The organism is Chryseobacterium vrystaatense, from assembly GCF_000737765.1.
GTDB classification, from domain to species: domain Bacteria; phylum Bacteroidota; class Bacteroidia; order Flavobacteriales; family Weeksellaceae; genus Chryseobacterium; species Chryseobacterium vrystaatense.
The window spans coordinates 487,968-505,103 of sequence record NZ_JPRI01000001.1 but is presented as its reverse complement, the minus strand read 5'-3'; the positions used below and the strand labels follow the sequence as shown (position 1 = coordinate 505,103).

The window sequence follows — 17,136 nt, the reverse complement described above, 5'->3', positions numbered from 1 at the left end:
TGTAAATATAATCAAAAAATGTCAGCTTTTTTAGCCTGGATTTTTAGCTTTCTAAATATCGGTTAAGTGACTCCTGAAGGTGGGTTCGGATGTCATCAACTAAACATTTAGGTTCCAGAACGGTGACTTCTTTTCCATAAGAGAGAATTTCCTGCATAAAATCATAGGTAGGGTGGAGGAAAAACTCAAAATAGATCTCTTCCGGCGTTTCTTTCGTTTCTTTCTGAGACTGGTGCAGCGGAAAACTTCTGATATATTCTCCCTGGTGCCTGCTGCATTTCATAATAATATTCTGAGGTTTTTGCTCAGCCAGGTTCATAACGCCAAAAGCATTCTTAAAATGTTCCCGGAAATTGTAATTATACTTTTCACGGAACTTATTTTTGCTGACATCAAGATAGTTGACCCTGTCCAAACCGAACGATTTTAGGATTTTATCTTTAGTGTCAATCGCGATGAGGTACCATCTGTCTTTTGATTCTTTTAGAGCCAGAGGATGTACCTTTCGGGAAGTCATTATTTTGTTTTTGTAGTTGTAATGTTCAAAGCTGACCACTCTCTTGTTACGGATGGCGAAGAAAAGATCATAGAAATGCTCTATCCCGGTAGGTTTCCGGCTTTCAAAAAATATAAAATCTGAAAAGTCCGGATGAAGATTCAAGGCATTGCTTACCTGGAAAGATTCCAATAATTTTTGGTTGTATTCGTCCACTTCCATAATCGGACGGCTTTCAATATAGTAGCGGTTGTCCCCCTTTTTTTTGTTGTGAATGGAAAGATTAAAAAGATCAGATATCTCACGAATATCCCTCTGCAGTGTACGGATCGAGTAGCTCTTGATCCCTGCATCCTGAAATTCGAAAGAATTGAGAAGATAGTCCTCCAGCTGAGAATAGGTAGCCGGAGAACTTTCTAATCTTTTTATAATTAAGGCATATCTTGTCAGATAAAAATCTTTTTTCATTCGTCTATAATTTATGTGGCAGCAAAGCTGCGTTTCATGGTAAAATTTTATAAGACAAATATATAGGCTTAATGCGACAAAACGTGTCGTGTTTTATTTTTTGTGGAAATTTATTGCCCGTAATCTATGAAAGAACTCTTATTTATGAATAGGTGAAATGTGGAGGGTGTAACTTCTATTTTCGAAATAGAACTATTGGAAATAACAAAAGTAGTTTTGTTATTTTGTTCATTTTCTGTAAATGTTTTCCCTTGTAAATTATTTTTTACAATATCTTTAAAGACTTGAGAAGGCGTTTGGAACTCCATAAATAAGTTGTCCAGATATTCAGTATTTCCTCCGAAGTCTGTTTCTACTCCACCCTTAAATTCGGATTGTATTTCTTTTATATCTTTTCTTTTCGAATTCTCTTTTTTTGTTTTTATTTCATAATCTACAATCCCTGTCCAAATAGGTAGTGGATTAGCATATTTGTTTTTAAATACTTTGACAATGGTTGTAATGAGATCATTTAAAGATGATTTTAATAATACTTCTTCCAAATGTATTTCCTTATTCATATTTTCTAAGGACATCGGATCTGGCTCTCCATCTAATATTCCTCTATATTTTTTTTGGGTTATATAATATAGAATTTCTAAATCTTTATCTGTTATCATAATTTATAATAAATATATTCAAAACGGCCTTCATATAAACTTATTTTAGACATTTTTTCAACATGATAATGTTTACGAGTCATTAAATACCCAGTTACGCCTTAAGTATCTATAATGTTAGAAAAAGAAATCCACTTCTTGATAAATTTCAGAAGTGGATTGTGTTTGAAACTATACCTCAATTATTTCTAAGAATTTGCAAAATCATTATAAATTTTATTTTCAAAGTTCTTTCATCAAAAGCAATAGCATAATAGGCGTCATCTTCAAATTGTTAATTAGAATTCTTGTTCAAATTTAGGCCTAATTTTATTCAAAGTTTTCATAAGATTGCGGCCCTAATATTCCAACCAAATGTTGTGTTTTTTCATCAAAAGAAGCATAAAAGAATCCATCTCCATCATAAGGCTGGTCTGAAATAGAAACCATATATGAAACTAAATGGAAATTCCTTACTTTTCCATCGATCGTACCACGTTCTCTTAAACCTTTGTACTTAATAGAGCCTTCATAATATTGTCTATTATTTTCTTTTAAAAACTGCTCTAATTTTTGTTCTAATTTATGTTCTATCATAATTTTAAATTTTAGGAATTGGTATATTTCTAGTTTCTAACTCTAAAACTATACTATCTAAATATTGAAAAGCATGCCCAAAGGGTGGTTTTGATAATTCTTGCTCAGTCAATTTAAATATTTTTAGCATTTTCTACGAACTTATCATAAACATATTTCTCTCTTCTATATGTTCTAATCCAATTTTCCACTGTATAATCTGCTACCTTAACTCCCCGCTACCGCACGAATCCTTTCGTGTGGTTTAATGATTACAATTAAACATTCTGAAAACTACACTGCCATCCAGAAGTTCTTAAACTTTCCAGCATAAACTCCTTGTACTCATTTTGAACACTTCCCCTTTTGGTAAACTTCCCTGTTTACTCACTTACTTTCCGAGAGAAATAAACGGCATGGTAAAAAAACGTGAATAAAAGGATGTTATTCTTCATTATTGTTACTTCTAATTTTCATAGTAAACTTTGATGAAATCTCTTTAAAGATAAATATTTTGCGATAAGAACAACTAAAAATAATTCTCCGACTTAATGCTAAGCCGGAGGATTATAATTAATTAGATTTCCTTGTCAGATAAATTAATTTTTTTAGGAAAATATATGTGATTAATGTAGTGAAATATTTAATATTCTATGTTTTGCGCAAAGTTTTACTTGTATGATCTAAATTAATACCCTCTTTGGGCGAACAAAATGGATCTGTCTATCAATTCATCAATAAATTGACTGAAAGTATCATTTAATTTGATGAGTACATTAGGATCGTCATCACCTTCTCCATAAGTAGTAAACCATACAGAAGGGTTTTCTGTTCCTTCATGAAGATAGAAGAAGAAGAATTGCTGAAATCCATCTTTTTCTGAAATTGCCCAAAAAGGTTTGTTGATAGGTATTTGAAATTCTTCCATTGATTTCTCCAACCTTTTTCTGACATCGTCTTTCACTAGTATATCTATGCTGCTATTACCTTCAGCAAGTCTCAAACCACCAGTGTAATCTCCTGCTAAGAACAAAAATTCTTTATATGCATCAGGAAACTTTATATTCAATTTTTTCTCTACTTTTTTTATTGCATCTTCAGAAATTCCTTTAATTGTTCGTCTATTAATAGTTGGATTATTTTTCAGTTTTTTTAAATATTTAATTTCCATAGTTTTAACTTTTAATTATACCTAGTTTTTTTAGATCACTGTTATTTTGAACATGACCTAAATCATCATATCTAACAGCTTCTACTTTTATACTTTTAATTTTATACATTTCTTGCCTTATTAAAATCTGTTTTTGGCATGATGCGCAAGGCTCATACAGAGTTTGAAGACGTATTTCTAATACTTGAACATTTTTTTTACCGTGTCGATTAAAAAGCAACTGTAGCTCTTTATCATTCTGAAAAAATATATTATGCTCAGAATCATAGAACCTAGGTTGAATATCATCTCTAAAATGACTTTCCAACTCTTTACCATGAATATTAAGATTTGATTCCAAATAACTTTTTTCAACTCTAGGGGTAAAACCTTCTGGCGCACCTCCTTTTCCTGCCAATGATTTATATTCTAAAGTTATTTCTTTGCCATTAACTAGAATTTTCTGCCTCATTATTGCAACATTTGCTCCATCATTAGAGCCAAGATGATTCTTTCTTATAGCAAGCAATTCTTCCATATTGCTTTTAGACAGGTCGGTGACTGCATTTAGCTTTTTCCATTTAGCTACAACCTTTTCTAAATTAGAAGACTCCAGTAATAGTATCTTGTATTCTTCATAAAAAGCCTTCATCAACCTTCTTAGTAACTGAATTTCTGCAACAGTTTGTGGAACAATATATAAATTTTTTAACTCTTTGAAATAATCTCCAAAAGCCGAAAAAACATCATCTATTATTCTTTTTATTGCAACATCGCCATTTTTTAAGTAATTGATTAAGCCTAGGAATGATTCGATTAAATTACCGATGGACTTTACAACAAATTTAGAAAAAGTTCTAATGACTTTTGTTGTTGCAGAGCCTATCATCCTAAATATCGCAAAAATAGTTTCTGCAAGTTTTTCAATTATCACGGCAATACTCAATGTTCCACCACTAATAAGTATTCCGATGATAATTTCAATGATTAATGATATAATAAAACCATAAGCATAACCAATAAAATAGCCACAAGCAATAGGATCAAAAGTAAGATTTATTTCCTTTAGTTTTCCATAGACGTATTTAGCAATTTCTGAAAAACTTATATTTTTAACAGCTTGGATTACTTCATCAAACTGTTCTAAAAGTGTAGGAAGATATTTTTCAATATTCTGTGCAAAATCTTTCCCTAATGTGATGCCGTCGTAAATCATTTTAACCATTGCAAATAATCCGGCGACAGCATCTACAAGACCATTCCATATACCACAGAGTAAGGCATTGTATACTTTTGTTCCATATTTCAGAATTTCCATATCTGATATACTTTCCAGATTGGATGCTACATCATGCATGATATAATAGGCATCTAAATATGATTTGTATAGAATTTCCAATAAGCCTTTGGGCTGACTGTCAGATTTGAAATCCTTTTTGATATTCAGCAATAGCTTAACAAAATTATTCTGATCTGTTAGCATTGTTTTTAAATAACGGCTTATTTCTGTAAAGTTTACTGCTCCACCTTCGTTTTTGCCACTGGAAATAATTGGATCATATCTGTAATTTTTATCAATTTCTCCATTTTCCATTCTGGGTAATTTAGGTTGCCACCTATTTTCTTCTAATCTCCCTTTTTCTATGAATACAATTATTTTTTCCAGTACGGTACTGGTTGTTGCCCGTAATGCATCATTCGTTAAAATTCCAAGACTGGGATGGATCAAAGAAATTCCGCTGGAAAAGAAAGATGCCACTTTAAAGTATGTTTTGGCTGCATCAACCCGGAAGTCTTCTATAAAACCATTTTTTAAAAGATTCTTGATCTGATCGTCAGATAATTCCGGGACGACGGCTTTGATCTCTTTATAAACTTCTGAATTGTCATATAGGTCATATTCTAATCTCTTGTTAGAGTTTAAGAACGATAATACATCATTTGAGATTTTAATTGCACCGTAAGTTCCGCTTACATTATCTGTGGAATTATCCTCTACGAAAATGAGTATTTCTCTGCCTTTAGGCGTTGAAATTTCAAAACATTCTTTTAGTTTCGTTGCTTCTGTAGAAGAATATATGATGACTTTAAATGCAAAATTATTCACATCTTTTACTCCATAGTAATAAAAATCTTTTACTGTAGTTTTGATCACAGAAGATAAATCACTCCTACTATCAGGTATGTAAGTAAATGTTCCTTCCAAAGGAGGATTTCCATCTGGATAATATTTTTTTTGAATATCTTCGGCAGTCTGGTTGAAAAGTTTTACAGTTGCCAGCGGACTCACATTATTCATCCCTCGGATATTTTCACCAATTGTAAATGGATTATTTAAAGAAGGAAATGTAGGATAAGAAAATTTATTCTCCATCGACAGCGCTTCGTCTCCGACATCAAAAACATCTTTATATTCTGTTTTTTTCATTTTTAATAATTTTAAAGATTAATAAAAAAGGCAGAGTCTAGACTCTGCCCTTTAAAATATGATTTAACAGAATTATTGCAGTGCCTGCTTTAAGTCAGATAAAGGAAGTGATGCGATGATTTCTTTAGGGTTATCATCAGTCGTCAGTTCAAGGAATCCGTTGTTTAATTCAATATTGTCTACAAATCTATCGTCTCCTGAGTTTAGCTGAGAGTCAACAATAGAGAATTCAGTTTCAGTCACAACATCTGAGGGAACTTCAAATTCTTCAGGGTTTTCCTGAGTAAACGGAAGTGCTGTAAGGGTTTTTAATCCGGCAGAATCTTCCTGTAGAATGTTCAGAGAAGTTGGAAGGGTAGTGATCCATGGTTTTCCTTGTTTCATACCCATTGGTTCACGCAATTCGTCTACAATACTCAGATACATAGGGTCTCCGATTACCGGTACTTCACCTCCGTTCCAGATTCTTCCTGTAGACATAAAGAACTGTACAGCATCTTCAAATCCTGGTTTTACCGTAACGATTACTCTGGCCATACCTGCCTGCAGGAAACTTCTGAATAATGGATCTGTATTTTGTGAAAGATACATTTCCTGCCATCTTTTTTTGTCGCCCCAATAGTACGGATAGAAGGTGTAATCCATAATATTCCATTCGAAGGCTTGTTCCATAAATTTGGCTAATGAGGTATATTGTTCAAGCTTTTCACCAAGAATGACCTCAAAATTGCTCATTTTATCTCCGACAGTAAATTCCTTTCCTAAAGGAGCAATATAATCCTGTAAGAGATAAGCAATACAGTTGTGCTTTAGAATGACCGATTCCATATCACGGTAGAAATTACCAAGACCATCTTTTTTCTCGCTGGCTGCATCAGATTCTTCTTTCGCTTTATCATCCAGTTCTTTTTGCTTAACAAGAAATTCAGCATAAGCTTCTTCGTAAGCTTTAATGACTGCATCAAAGTTTTCCTTTTTCCATGATTCAATGAATTCATCAGAAAGAGTGCAGTATTTTGTGACTTTAAAGGAAGCAATATCGATGTAATAAATGTAGAAAGTAAGCGTAAATGATCCTGTAGCATTGGCAGGGAAACTTCTGTCTCCTTCATGATCAGTCAATTCGCCGGTATTGTTAATCTTAATCTTCCCTTTTTTACGTTTTTCTTTATACGAGTAATGAACGTTGTAATGGGTACATTTATAATTTTGAGGAACTGACATGGCCACATTTCTCATTTCCCAGTCAGAAGCTCCTGAAGTATCATCATGATACTGATCTTCCGTAATATTAGACTGAGGCATCGACGTCAAAGTAATTCCATAGATTTCAGCCCAGTGCTGAAGCTGTTCTTTTGTTGCTGATTTAAAATCAGGCATTTTCCATTCGCCGTCTGCTTTTCTTGGGTCTACCGGAGCTTTCAGTGTATCTGCTTTTACAGAAGGTGTTGCCAGATTATGAAGTCTTGCAGGTTCAGGGATCATGAATTCAAACATGGTACGTTTACCATAGTTGTAGATCTGATTTTTCATCTTTTTATCTACCCATCTGTATACACCTACTACATGTTTATTCCCATTTCTGTTATCGAAACCATGAGCATTATTTTCTTCGAACTCTTCTATAATTTTTTCAATTCTTTCTTCAGCTACTTTTGTAAGAATTCTTTCTGATGCTTTTGCTGTAATTTCCTGAGATTTTTCCATAGCCTGTCTGGTGCTGGTCTCTTTTGAATTATGGGCAGCAAAGCTTCCTCCGACCTCAAAGGTTTTTCCGATTCCACCATACCTGAAGTGGGCTTCAGTATTGATGTCCTGCTGTATCACGTTGGCTACTTCAGACTGCATGTCATTTCTGGTCGTTGTAGTCGTATCGCTTAATGTTTCTCTTTCTGTAGACTTTGATGTAGTCGTCTGAATTTCGCTTCTTCGGAGCCTTCTGGTAGATTTTTGCTTGAACTCCTTGGCCATAATGTTTTCAATATGGGTAACTTCTCCCGGAATATAAGCGTGTGTTGACTGTACTACTTTAAGATAATCTGCAATACCCAATCTTTTTACACCAAAATGTTTAGGGATAAAAGTTCCAGGTTGAGGATTGGGATTTCCACCTCCTTCACCAGGGTTTCCGCCACCTCCGGGATTCTCTCCACCGCCGCCGGGGTTTTCTCCACCACCATCATCAACCATGGTTCTGAATGCGAATCTACCTGTATATTCCTGATTAGGTGTGATGGCATGCTCAACTACAGTATGTTCTCCATTTTTGAAGTATAAATTGATTTTTATTCTTGTTACACTTTTCATGAAATTTAGAGTAGGAGGGAAAACTACTTTTCCGTCAACAATATCCGTAGCCGGAACGCTTACATTCTGTTGCTCACTACCTGAAATTTCCATAATTGCAGAAGAAAGAGCTAAAGAATCACTATCGGTATTATAGTAGAAAACAATGGCATTGGTTGTTGTGAATAAAACCTTTTTAGAAATTACTTTTAAATAGTAAGTGCCTGCAATTTCCACGTAGGTAGTTTTATTGGCTACAGGTACTAAAACACTTCCGATTTTTGCATACTCCTGTTGCTGAATAGGAGATTTTGTAAATAATTCCTGTGTTTTAACTGATGTCAGCTCGTCAATAACTTCAAAGACTTCAACAAATGTATCGTATTCTTCAGTGATGGTCACGGGCACTTTATCAATAAGGATTTCTTTATCAGATACAAATTCAATTTTTGTAAAATCTGATTCCTTTTCTACCGGATGGCCGTTGTTGACAAGTGCAAAATGTTTAATGAATATTTCAAACAGATCTTTTGAAAGTCTTGCATTAAGATCCTCAAAATTCAATTCATTTTTATATTCGAATTTGAATTCTGGAACATTCAGTCTTTCTAATGCGGCATATAATGCATCGATCTCTTCCTGGCTTATTCCTCCTTTATCAATCTGAACATTGATTTTTTCAAGCATTGCATTGTAGGCGTCTATACCAACCTGATTGGTCTTTAGATATTGTTTGTTGGCAGCATCATACGCTTTTGTTCTAAGCGTATAGAACAGTTTCTGCATTTTTTCAAGTTCAGATCTTAACTGTACCAACTGGTCTCTTTCAAAGCTGACAAGTGAAAGTTCAGAAATTTTTTGTCCATCCATTTTTAACTGCTGCTTAACTGCTGCCGGTAAGGCTGTACCGTTTATAACCCCACTTCCGATTTGAGATACATTGACCTGAAATGCATTACCCGTTGGAGATGTGGTTGTAGTTTGACCTTCGCCTTCATATCCGTCTCCCAGAAGTTTCATTGGCAATACGACTCTTGCTTCAAGAGCTTTAGCTTTTAAGTCTGTACCATTGATCTTTGTTAATTCTGGTGTAACCGGCAGATCAGCTACGTATCCGAAGTGAAGTGCCTTTAAAATGTGAACAAGTGCTTCTTTAGCATAAAAGTTTTCCTGGGTAACAGTCTGATAAATCAGGTTGTCCCAAACCTGGCCCAGTTTACTTTGAAGTGTATTGTTGTTGTAAAGGCTTTTCGCTGTATTTTCATCAGTTGTGGAAAGGGTTTCTTTTTTGGCGATCTTTCTTCCGATCTTTAAAGCTTCAGAAAAAGCACCTTCTTCGATTTGCAGCTCAGTTTTGTAGCCAGCAGGATCGAAAGACTTTACAGCACGTACCAAAGCTTGGAATTTAACGAGTGCTGTATCATTAGGATTGACTGCTACATCAAATGAACCTGTCATCCCGGCTGGTCTGTGAATAAATCCGAGGTTCTGTTTTTTAGTTTCTGTCAGTTGGGGGTTTCTTAAACTTACAAATCTGAAAAGAGTTTGTGATGTGTTGTTTGTTGTATTTTCTGTTGCCATTTTAATATTTTGTATTTATTATTGATTTATTTTTTTGTGTATTCCAGAGTAAGGGTAAAAGAGTTAATGGCGGAGTAATCATAATTAGGATCCCCTATCAGTTCAATGGTCGCCAGCTTTCTTTCTATGGTGATGCAGGCTTTGTTTCGCCATTGGTTACCAGCGAACGCAGCGTCTATTGCCTGCCATTCAGTAAACATCTCGTTGGAAATAATGGTTTCAATATCCGGAAACTCGGTTTTGAATTCAACTAAACCTGTTCTTGGAATCTGATTGAAAACCACTGTTTTTTTGTAAACGGGTTTACCATTGATCCAGGTTCCGCCTGTTAATTCTTCTTTGGTGGAGTAGGAATGCTGTTTGTCTGCGTATTTCTTCTGAATAAAAGAGTTTTCCAGATACATATCTCCATAATAATGAGAACCAGTCATCCCCCCAAATCCTTGCTGTGTTCCCAGAAAGTCTATTCCAGATATAGTAACATTGATGCTTGTATTGATCTTATTATTTATTTCAAGTGATCCATCATCATTGAAAGAAATATAAGAACCCTGTACAGTCCCTTTTATCTCTTTGTTTCCATTTACATTGTCGAGTGTCAAATCTCCTGTGATCGGGCTTCCCTGATCTGTTCCTGATAACGGGATATGATTCTGGCTGTCATTGGATTGAGTATCCCAGCCAAGTGAACCATCCTGTCTTGCAACAACGAATTTTTTAGTTTGACCAGGCATTGGCGGAATATAATCAAGTTCGGAAATAATCAAACCCTTTGTTTTAATATTTCCTTCTACCTGTAGAATTTCAGTTGGTGCCTGAGTACCTATACCCACTTTTTCATTGTTGTAGAATATGTTGCTGCTCACGAAATTAGACCCGTTCCACGAAGTAAGATAATAAGAGTTTAAGTTAATTTTCTGATAGGTCGTCCAGGGGCTGTTGTGTGCAATGAAATAAAATCCTGATGAAAGATTGGGGTCGGGAGCATTTAATTTAGTTTTTATTGTCTCTTTCAGCCCAAGAATGTTATCCTGTGGAATATTTTCATCCTTGTGCCAGTATGATTCCTGCCATTCCCAGAATTCTTCCTGTACTGGGATATCTCCGTTTTCAAAGTATTGTTTTAATTCTTGTTTTGTTTTCATTTTTTTAAATTTAATATTGTTTATCCGATCATTTTTCCTCCAACGATTTCAACTCCTGCATCAAAAGAGGTTTGGTAGTATTCAGTATTTTTTCCGAGAGAAACTTTTGTTAATTGATTGTTCATGAAAGCACCATATACAATTCTTTCAACATTTTCAGAGATCTCAATTGTTGTCAGCTGATTATCAGTAAATGCAAATTCACCAATGTACAGTATGCTCTCCGGAAAACTAATGGATGAAAGTTTGTTATTTTGAAATGCATTTGAATCGATTCTCTTAACACCTTGTTGGATTGTTACTGATGTAAGCTTATTATTCATAAAAGTGGCTTGCTCAACAGTGGTAACGTTTCCTGGGATAATGACTGATGTAAGCAGATTATTGGTATAGGAACTTGATCCAATAGTTGTGACACTGTTTGGAATGTTTACCGATGTAAGCAGATTACTGTTAAAAGCTGATCCGCCTATATAGGTAACGCTATCTGGAATATTGATTTCTGTCAACTTATTATTGCTGAAAGCATTAACTCCAATTCTTGTTGTGTTGTTGGGAATATTCAGTGTTTTTAACTGATTGTTCATGAACGCCGCATCACCGATGTTTACAATGCTGCTAGGAAGCTCAAGGGCTGTTAAAAAATTATAACTAAAAGCATTTTCCCCAATGTTGGTAATGCCCTGAGGTATTGACAGATCTGTTAATTTGCTGTTCGCTGAAAATATACTTGGAATAGTAACTGTTCCCGGTTTAATTACCATTTTTTTGATCAGGAATGCGTTTCCTTCTTTATCTACCTCTGCATGAATTTCATTCCCATTGGGCACTCCGTTCTCCAGACCTGCAATTTGGGTCATGTCAATTTTCTCGTCCTTATGCCAGTACGAGTCCAGCCAGGCCCAGAAATGTTCCTGTGTAGGCTTGTCTCCGTTTTCGAAGTAGAGCCTTAGTTCTTGTTTTGTTTTCATATTGTTGGTGTAAAATCGAAGTAGCGCATTATTTTAGCTGTTGGCGGAATGCCGGCATTGCTTAAGTCCAATCCATTAAGTGCGGATACGGTTTTCAGAGATGGGATATTAAAAGCATTTTCTCCTACTGATTTAACAGATTTAGGAATATATAGACGTTCAATAGCGGTTGCTCTCTGACAGTAAAAAGCAGAGGCTCCAATACTAATTAAGCCTTCATTAAGGACAATTTCTTCTAAAGAGTCGGTTCCATTGATTGAGTTTGCTTGTCCATCAAAAGCGGCATCACTAATAAATTTTAGTGTCGAAGGGGTTTTAATCTTTTTTATATTTTGACCCTGGAATGCTCCTTTCCCAATGTTTTCAAGCCCTTCATTAAAATTTACTTCAGTAATCTGATAATTCATTCCTGAATATTGAAATGCTATACGCTCAATTTTTTTTACATTTTTAGGAATAGATAGTGACAGCGAATGTCCCAGCATTATATCATCAATAATGAAAGGAATTACTTTTTCTACTGAGTCAATAGCGCTTTCGGCAATTTTTTCATCCTTATGCCAGTACGATTCCAGCCAGGCCCAGAAATGTTCCTGTGTAGGTTTGTCTCCATTTTCGAAATAGAGTTTTAATTCTTCTTTTGTTTTCATAATAAAAATTGTGATTTTTTATATTAATAGATTATGGTTTGAAGAGATTTTTGTGATCATCTCTTCGTATTTTTCAGCCCTTTATTTTTTGTGGTTGAAGACTGGATTTCCACCTTAGTATTACATTGTCATATTTTGTTGTTTTTTTATAAATTTTTAGACACAGTTCTGGCTGTCCGGCATTTTGTGAATGATGGATTCAAAGGTGTTTTTGAATGATTAAAGGATGATGTCGGGTGTCTTGATTTGGTGTTTCAAAGATAATTCCGGATAGCGTCAGAACTTGTCGTGTTATAATGTATTTAGTATCTATTTTCTTCAGGAATACCTTCTTCGAAATCTTCTCTGAAAAAATTTTCAATGTCATTGAGATAATTCTCGTAGTCCATTTCTGCATGTTCGATATCGCTCCACTCAATAGTATAGAGATCTTCATCGAATAATATATCTGGATTGTGATTGGGTGTTTCCATGATGTGTGTTTTAAGGTTGGGATTATGTTTTAAACATATTTCTGGCTGTCCAGCATTGATAAATGTTGAATTCAAAGGCTTTTTAAAATTTTAATGATTATTTTTTGTGTCTTTGTTTATACTCCAAAAGTAGTGAGGGAAGACGACAAAACTTGACGTGTTTAAAAAACTTTTTATATTTTTTCAATATAATCTTTTAAGCTTATATTAGGCTATTATAAGTTTTTAAGCTTATAGTTTGTTTCTGATGAGTTTCTGCACAATCTGGTTCAGAGTTTCTCTGTTATCGTCAATATAGCTCAGTCCTGCCTGGATTAGATTTTCAATATTTGATCTTCTGACATTGTCCATTCCCGGAGATGCATTTTTCAATGAGGGATTCAGTCGGTAATAATTTTTCTGATTACGCTGTCCTAAAGTCTGAAACATCTGACAAAGCTGATAATCTACTGTTTCTGCATTCGCAGACATCAGGATATCAATGATAGGATTTACCCAGCCAAGCTTACCCGACTTTTGCATTTTTCTAAAAGAGTAAGGTTTGGCTTCAATACCTGTTCCGATAGAAATGATGATCATATCATTTACTCCAGGATAATTGGCTTTCTGATGATTCTTTAATACTTCTGCAAAAGGAATCTTTCTGGCTTCTGCGTAAGCACATAGAGCCGGATTATTAGCAAACATCCCACCATCGATTAAACTGAAGATCTGCCCATACATAGATTTGATCTGTACCGGACTGAAATAAGTAGGGGCTGCAGATGTCGCGCGGCAGATGTCTTTTACATAAAAATTATCAGTGCTAAGGGTGGCTTCCCACGAGTTGAAAAGCTTAGCTCTCCTGTTTTCAATGTCATAACTGGTTATTAAACATGGTTTTATAAATTCTTTAAGTTCTAAGTGTCCAAAAAAGTCATTCAAGTTTTTTTCAAGTGATTCCTGAGAAATTTTTTCATTCAGCAGGCCAAATGGATTGACCAGTTTTTCCCAGAAAGATACCTGGAAGATGTCGCCGCCCTTTTCAGCGTATAATTCTAATCCTTTCTGAATAGAATATTTTGCTTTTCGGTGTTCATCGGGACATAGAATAATAGAAGCGATCAGTCCTCCTGTACTGCTTCCGGCTACCAGATCAAAATAATCACCGAGTTTGGCTCCCGGATTATCATTATACTGAAGCTGTTCTTCTATGTAGCGGAGAATAATGCAGGTAATAATTCCTCTTATTCCGCCCCCGTCCAAAGAAAGAATGGTTGTCTTTTTCATGTGATATTGGGTTGGTTTTTAAAAGAAGTTTAGAGTCCTGAGACAACTAAAACCAACGTTCTGCCTGTGAAAGCGGATGCTGGTTTTAGTATTGAGATCTCAGTTAACTAACATTTTTCTTATAAAACAAAGGTAGGCCGGGGAAGCGACAGAACTTGTCGTATTATAATTATTTTCCAATAAAAGGGAATTAAAATAGAATATAATTTTGTTTATCCCTAGGCATCTTGGATAGCGTTCGCCAACTTGTTTTGACTAGCCCTTTTTTAGTCTGAATATTCTTTTTTTCGAAGTGGGGAAGGTCTTTGAAAGTCTTCCAGTTTCCACCCCAATCCCAGCCGTGTTTTGCAAAGATCTTTACACACTCATACCAATCAGCCACCTTGTCATTATCCCAGTCTTTAGCGGTATCCCAACTTGCTGTTTTTCCATCAATCATCAGGCAGATATCCACTGCAAGACCGTAATTATGGATGCTTTGTCCGGCTTTGGCATTGGTAACTTTTTTCCCTGAAGTTATCCTTCCGATAGCATACAGTTTTTCCTGCTCCTCAAAAGATCTTAGTCCCTGGGTGATTCTGATCTTCGCGATTCCGGTTAATGCGTCATCACATTCTTTGATGATTTGCTTTACCTCAGTCCTTACATAAGGGTGAAGTTGGTTGATTCTGTCTAGTGTTACTTTGTCCATGATATTTATTGTTATGAAGCAAAAATAAAGATGCGAGGCGACGAAACTTGACGTGTTTAATTAAAATTTAAAATAAAAAAAGACGTTCAGATTGAACGCCCGGGTAGTTTAGTTTGCAGTTAATTTAAAAGTTTTTTCATGGTTATTTTTTGATATAAGGCGCTTAAAGATAAAAATTTCCCATTAATGTTTTCGGATATGTAATTTCAGGATTTTATGAATGAGGAAGAAGAAGTGGCTACTAGACTGAAAATAAGCACAGCACGTCTATCATTTCCTTAAAAGTAAACATGAAAACGGGGTTCAGTAACATGCCGGAGTAGAAAGAATGTTAAAACACCGGGAAAAAACAAAAGATGATTTAGATATAATCGAGTAAGACGAATAGAATATTGTTGTGTGAAATTTTCCGTTTAATACTTTTTATTGTGAATAATATACGTTGTTTTAGAAGTTTTAGCTTCTGGCATTATTAAAATTCCGAATTTTGGTAGTATTGATAAATATGTAATATGTTGATTTTTAGTATTTTATTCTTTTGATTACTCCCTTGCCTATTGTACAGATGCTTCATTTAAATTTATCTTTGGCAAAGAGTTTTACATTCTAAAAACCACAAATTACATGAGAAAAATAAACACATTGATGAAAAGCGTGGTAGCTGGAGGATGCCTTTTGATGAGTTTCGCCAGTGCCCAGGTGGGAATCAAAACATCAAATCCTCAAGCCACATTTCACACCGACGGAGCTAAGGACAACCCGGGCATAGGTCTCCCTACAAACAGTCAGACAGCCAATGATGTCGTATTCACAGCTAATGGCGAAATAGGAGTAGGAACGCTTACTCCAGCCGTAAAAATAGACGTGAGGTCAGGAATTAATGCAGACAATTCTATAGGCATAGGAGAAACTACCCAGACAGCATCTGCAGCAGGAGCGGGCGCGATGAGGTATAATCCCCTGAATGGAGGTAAAATGCAATATTCGGATGGAGTCGTATGGCAGGACTTCATCTCTTCTCCCACCAAATCAGTTGTAGTGGCCAATATCAGAGCTGCTAATTTTGCAGTTAAAGTTCCTTATCAGGTTTCTACAGGAATCTCCGGATGGACAGAAATTTCAGATCCTACCGACAACTTTACACCCGGAACTGGAATCTTCACAGCACCCAGAACGGGTGTTTACTTAGTTTCATTTACGTATGATTTTGTTCGAATTCCTATTGTTTCAGGATATTTTTCTGAAGCCAGATATGTTGTGAATGGAAACAGCATCGTTAAAAAATGCGTAAAATCTTTTTCAAATACCTCTAAGCAGGCACAGGTTGCAGGTTCATGCGTTGCCGGAGTTCAGCTCAATAAAGGAGATACATTCCAGCCGCATATTTATCAGTCGGTATTTAATGGAAGTTTAAGCCTGCGGACAGATACTACTCCTGCCAGTAATGAGTACGGGTTTGTGAACCTTTCCATTGTAGAACAATAACACACGTGATATGAAAAAAAAAATAGCATTTGCTTTAATAATCAGCAGCGGAATGTTTGTTAAGGCACAGGTAGGAATCAATATGGCTACTCCAGAAGCAATACTTCATGTAGATGGACAGAAAAATACTTCACAGGCAGCTGCCGGCAGTTATTACGATGATGTGGTGGTAACTTCGTCAGGAAATATGGGAGCCGGAACCAAATCACCCAAAACAAGACTGGACTTAAGATCTGGGGAACATTTAAATGCCATTGGTATCGGCGGAACATCGCAGATTGCCTCTGTGGCAAAAGCAGGTGCGCTGAGGTACAACTCAGGGACGCAGGATCTAAGTTATTCTAATGGAACCGTCTGGACTACACTGGCCCACAAAACGTCCAACGATTTTGTTGATGCCGAAAATTCTTCAGTACAAAGCTTCGCCAGTGGAACGCAGGCTGCTGTTACCAATTGGACAAAAAAGACAGATGTTAATGGAAGCTTTAATTCAGGTATGGGAACTTTTGTGGCGTCAAAAACCGGAATATATATTGTCTCCTTCACATTTTCACTGTCTTCAGGAAGTATCGCCAACGATGCACGCTACGAAACTCTGATCCAGACGAATTCTACATCTTCAGCCACCAATAAGGTATTTAAATGCGTAGGAAGCTATCCTGGGACAAATGGACTTTCCAACCGGGTTGCCGGAAACTGTTCCGGAATTTTCAATCTCAACCAGGGAGATCATATTACCGTAAGCCTAAATCAGGCTTTGGGAAGTACAAAAACACTTGATGCAGATGCCTCACTGACTTCTTTAAGTATTTTCGGATTATAAAAACAG

Annotated in this window: 14 protein-coding genes; 2 read left to right on the top strand and 12 right to left on the bottom strand. The window is 35.7% G+C overall.

What is annotated here, in order from left to right:
* Window positions 1-43: 43 nt before the first annotated feature.
* The 12 genes from IW16_RS02285 to IW16_RS02230 form a co-directional block, all read right to left on the bottom strand.
* Window positions 44-964, bottom strand: coding sequence for a helix-turn-helix transcriptional regulator (locus tag IW16_RS02285; RefSeq protein WP_034739276.1), 921 nt, complete (start codon window positions 962-964; stop codon window positions 44-46).
* Between the two features lie 110 nt (window positions 965-1,074).
* Window positions 1,075-1,623: a hypothetical protein gene (locus tag IW16_RS02280; protein WP_034739274.1), complete on the bottom strand. Its 549-nt coding sequence runs from the start codon at window positions 1,621-1,623 to the stop codon at window positions 1,075-1,077.
* Between the two features lie 309 nt (window positions 1,624-1,932).
* Window positions 1,933-2,199 (bottom strand): hypothetical protein, encoded by a 267-nt coding sequence (locus tag IW16_RS02275; RefSeq protein ID WP_034739272.1) that lies wholly within the window; start codon window positions 2,197-2,199, stop codon window positions 1,933-1,935.
* Window positions 2,200-2,866: 667 nt separating this feature from the next.
* Window positions 2,867-3,349 carry an SMI1/KNR4 family protein gene (locus IW16_RS02270; protein ID WP_034739270.1) on the bottom strand — a complete coding sequence of 161 codons (483 nt, stop codon included), beginning with the start codon at window positions 3,347-3,349 and terminating at the stop codon, window positions 2,867-2,869.
* Between the two features lie 4 nt (window positions 3,350-3,353).
* The gene (locus IW16_RS02265) at window positions 3,354-5,756 is read right to left on the bottom strand and encodes a hypothetical protein (protein WP_034739268.1); all 2,403 of its coding nucleotides are present in this window, start codon (window positions 5,754-5,756) and stop codon (window positions 3,354-3,356) included.
* A 72-nt stretch (window positions 5,757-5,828) separates the two neighbouring features.
* Window positions 5,829-9,623: a hypothetical protein gene (locus IW16_RS25560; protein WP_051889856.1), complete on the bottom strand. Its 3,795-nt coding sequence runs from the start codon at window positions 9,621-9,623 to the stop codon at window positions 5,829-5,831.
* Between the two features lie 26 nt (window positions 9,624-9,649).
* Window positions 9,650-10,768 (bottom strand): hypothetical protein, encoded by a 1,119-nt coding sequence (locus IW16_RS02255; protein ID WP_034739266.1) that lies wholly within the window; start codon window positions 10,766-10,768, stop codon window positions 9,650-9,652.
* 20 nt (window positions 10,769-10,788) lie between these two features.
* The gene (locus IW16_RS25555) at window positions 10,789-11,739 is read right to left on the bottom strand and encodes a leucine-rich repeat domain-containing protein (RefSeq protein ID WP_051889854.1); all 951 of its coding nucleotides are present in this window, start codon (window positions 11,737-11,739) and stop codon (window positions 10,789-10,791) included.
* Window positions 11,736-12,389: a leucine-rich repeat domain-containing protein gene (locus IW16_RS02245; protein WP_034739263.1), complete on the bottom strand. Its 654-nt coding sequence runs from the start codon at window positions 12,387-12,389 to the stop codon at window positions 11,736-11,738. Before IW16_RS02245 ends, IW16_RS25555 begins: the two co-directional genes overlap by 4 nt.
* A gap of 302 nt (window positions 12,390-12,691) precedes the next feature.
* Window positions 12,692-12,862, bottom strand: a complete 171-nt coding sequence (locus IW16_RS26500; RefSeq protein WP_165571946.1) for a hypothetical protein — start codon at window positions 12,860-12,862, stop codon at window positions 12,692-12,694.
* A 231-nt stretch (window positions 12,863-13,093) separates the two neighbouring features.
* Window positions 13,094-14,131 (bottom strand): patatin-like phospholipase family protein, encoded by a 1,038-nt coding sequence (locus IW16_RS02235; protein ID WP_034739258.1) that lies wholly within the window; start codon window positions 14,129-14,131, stop codon window positions 13,094-13,096.
* Between the two features lie 190 nt (window positions 14,132-14,321).
* Complete coding sequence (locus IW16_RS02230) at window positions 14,322-14,822, bottom strand: M15 family metallopeptidase (RefSeq protein WP_034739256.1); 501 nt, start codon at window positions 14,820-14,822, stop codon at window positions 14,322-14,324.
* Between the two features lie 624 nt (window positions 14,823-15,446).
* On the opposite strand from IW16_RS02230, the gene IW16_RS02225 reads away from it, so the two are divergent.
* The gene (locus tag IW16_RS02225; RefSeq protein WP_034739255.1) at window positions 15,447-16,307 is read left to right on the top strand and encodes a complement C1q domain-containing protein; all 861 of its coding nucleotides are present in this window, start codon (window positions 15,447-15,449) and stop codon (window positions 16,305-16,307) included.
* A 10-nt stretch (window positions 16,308-16,317) separates the two neighbouring features.
* Complete coding sequence (locus tag IW16_RS02220) at window positions 16,318-17,130, top strand: hypothetical protein (protein ID WP_034739253.1); 813 nt, start codon at window positions 16,318-16,320, stop codon at window positions 17,128-17,130.
* Window positions 17,131-17,136: the final 6 nt, after the last annotated feature.

What these genes read in the sequence shown, in the direction of transcription:
- IW16_RS02275 (WP_034739272.1), bottom strand. Translation starts at nt 2,199, where the DNA reads ATGATAGAACATAAATTAGAACAAAAATTAGAGCAGTTTTTAAAAGAA.
- IW16_RS02270 (WP_034739270.1), bottom strand. Translation starts at nt 3,349, where the DNA reads ATGGAAATTAAATATTTAAAAAAACTGAAAAATAATCCAACTATTAAT.
- IW16_RS02265 (WP_034739268.1), bottom strand. Translation starts at nt 5,756, where the DNA reads ATGAAAAAAACAGAATATAAAGATGTTTTTGATGTCGGAGACGAAGCG.
- IW16_RS02245 (WP_034739263.1), bottom strand. Translation starts at nt 12,389, where the DNA reads ATGAAAACAAAAGAAGAATTAAAACTCTATTTCGAAAATGGAGACAAA.
- IW16_RS02225 (WP_034739255.1), top strand. Translation starts at nt 15,447, where the DNA reads ATGAGAAAAATAAACACATTGATGAAAAGCGTGGTAGCTGGAGGATGC.
- IW16_RS02220 (WP_034739253.1), top strand. Translation starts at nt 16,318, where the DNA reads ATGAAAAAAAAAATAGCATTTGCTTTAATAATCAGCAGCGGAATGTTT.
- IW16_RS02285 (WP_034739276.1), bottom strand. Translation starts at nt 964, where the DNA reads ATGAAAAAAGATTTTTATCTGACAAGATATGCCTTAATTATAAAAAGA.
- IW16_RS25560 (WP_051889856.1), bottom strand. Translation starts at nt 9,623, where the DNA reads ATGGCAACAGAAAATACAACAAACAACACATCACAAACTCTTTTCAGA.
- IW16_RS02255 (WP_034739266.1), bottom strand. Translation starts at nt 10,768, where the DNA reads ATGAAAACAAAACAAGAATTAAAACAATACTTTGAAAACGGAGATATC.
- IW16_RS26500 (WP_165571946.1), bottom strand. Translation starts at nt 12,862, where the DNA reads ATGGAAACACCCAATCACAATCCAGATATATTATTCGATGAAGATCTC.
- IW16_RS02235 (WP_034739258.1), bottom strand. Translation starts at nt 14,131, where the DNA reads ATGAAAAAGACAACCATTCTTTCTTTGGACGGGGGCGGAATAAGAGGA.
- IW16_RS25555 (WP_051889854.1), bottom strand. Translation starts at nt 11,739, where the DNA reads ATGAAAACAAAACAAGAACTAAGGCTCTACTTCGAAAACGGAGACAAG.
- IW16_RS02230 (WP_034739256.1), bottom strand. Translation starts at nt 14,822, where the DNA reads ATGGACAAAGTAACACTAGACAGAATCAACCAACTTCACCCTTATGTA.
- IW16_RS02280 (WP_034739274.1), bottom strand. Translation starts at nt 1,623, where the DNA reads ATGATAACAGATAAAGATTTAGAAATTCTATATTATATAACCCAAAAA.